The organism is Armatimonas sp. (assembly GCF_043760365.1).
In the GTDB taxonomy this organism is placed as follows: domain Bacteria; phylum Armatimonadota; class Armatimonadia; order Armatimonadales; family Armatimonadaceae; genus Armatimonas.
The window spans coordinates 1-1,890 of sequence record NZ_JAYUPA010000325.1; the positions used below are offsets into that span (position 1 = coordinate 1).

Sequence of the window (1,890 nt, forward strand, 5' to 3'; positions counted from 1 at the left end):
GGTTGTCTTTCTCCCGCTCACGCTCGTCACGGGTGTTGCGGGGGCGTTCTTCACCGCGCTGGCCGTCACCCTTACCATTGCCCTCTTGGTCTCTCTCGCCCTGGCTCTGACCGTCAGCCCGAGCCTATGCGCCGCGTTTCTCAAGACCCGCGTCGGCCAGCGCGAGCACGGCAGGCTCTTTGAGAAGGTCTTACGGCTCTACGAGCAGATTCTGCGCAGCTGTCTACGGCAGCGTATCTGGCTCCTGCCTGTTTGCGCGGTGCTGGCGCTCGGCGGGACGGTCTTCTTCGGGACGCGCCTTGGCACGGGGTTCATGCCCACAATGGACGAGGGGGCCTTCATCCTTGATTACGTCACGGCACCAGGTACCTCGCTTGCCGAGAGCGATAGGCTCCTCAAGAAGATCGAAGCGATCCTCACAACAACCCCTGAGGTAAAGTCCTACTCACGGCGCACCGGCACAGAGCTAGGCTTTTTCATCACCGAGCCCAATACGGGCGACTTTGCGGTGGTGCTCAAGTCCGGCAAGCGGCGCGATATCGAAGCCGTCATCGAAGAAGTACGTGGCAAGATCGCGGAGGACGTTCCCGGCATTGAGGTGGAGTTTGTCGAAGTTCTCCAGGATCTTATTGGAGATCTCGCAGGTGCGCCCGAGCCCGTCGAGATAAAGCTCTTTGGAGAAGACCAGAAGCAGCTCGAAGAGACAGGGGCAGCACTTGCCGAGAAGCTAGCCAAAGTAAGCGGCGTTGCGGACATGAAATCTGGTGTGGTCGAATCGGGGCCGGAGCTAACGGCGCGCGTGAACCCGCTTCTGGCAGGCCGGGCCGGGCTGAGTGTCAGTGACGTTAGTGAGCAGGTTGGTGATGCGCTCTTCGGTATCGAGGCCACTAAGCTCCTTCAGGGAGATCGTCAGGTTGGGGTGCGCGTGCGCTATCCAGAAGCGCTCCGCTCCGATGCCGCAGGTTTTGGCGCGACTCTCATCAAGACACCTTTAGGGGCGTATGTCCCCCTCTCCTCGCTTGCAACGCTGGCTGCCGTTCCAGGAACCAGTGAGATCACCCGTGAGGACCAGAGGCGAATGCTGGCGGTCACCGCTCAGCTTGAGGGCCGCGACCTAGGAAGCGTCATGCGCGATATCAGCGCGGCGATGCGTCGCGAGCCACTACCTGTCGGAGTGACTTATGTCCTTGCCGGGCAGTACCAGAGTCAGCAGGCTTCGTTTGCCAACTTAATGCAGGTTCTCGCGCTTGCTGTTTTGCTCGTCTTTGCCGTGATGGTTTTCCAATTTAAGAGCTTCACAGCCCCGGTGACGATTCTCTTGATCCTGCCGTTGGCGCTGTTTGGAGTGGCCCTCGGGCTCTGGATAACAAACACACCACTCAATGTCAGCTCCCTCATGGGGGCGGTAATGCTTGTGGGAATCGTCGTAAAAAACGGGATTCTGCTCCTCGATCAGGCGCAGCACGCGGAATCCGAAGGGCTCTCACCGGAAGAGGCTGTCATTCTGGCAGGAGAGCGCCGCTTGCGTCCGATCCTAATGACCACACTCACAGCACTCCTAGGACTGGTTCCGCTCGCACTGGGAATCGGCGCGGGGGCGCAGCTTCAAAAGCCGCTTGCGGTGGCTGTGATAGGCGGCCTGACCTGCTCCACTCTATTCACTCTCGTGCTTGCCCCTCTACTCTATGTCGTCTTACGCCGAGGACGCAGCTTGTCACTAAAAACTTATGACTAAAGTGTCGTTTTATCCATAGGATTGGTTCGTCTGTCTAAGAAAGTTGCCTTCTGAGCCAAGGGCTGGAGTTTATGTACCTTCACCAGGTAAGGTTGTATGTCCACAGTTAATATCCACAGCTACAAGGAAAAAAGGAAAGTCTGATGCCACGTATT

At 58.1% G+C, this 1,890-nt stretch carries 1 protein-coding gene; it reads left to right on the top strand.

Features of this window, described 5'->3' with window-relative positions:
• A partial coding sequence (locus tag ACH2EH_RS07810; protein ID WP_395140510.1) for an efflux RND transporter permease subunit occupies positions 1-1,735 on the top strand: 1,735 nt, incomplete at its 5' end.
• Between the last annotated feature and the right edge of the window lie 155 nt (positions 1,736-1,890).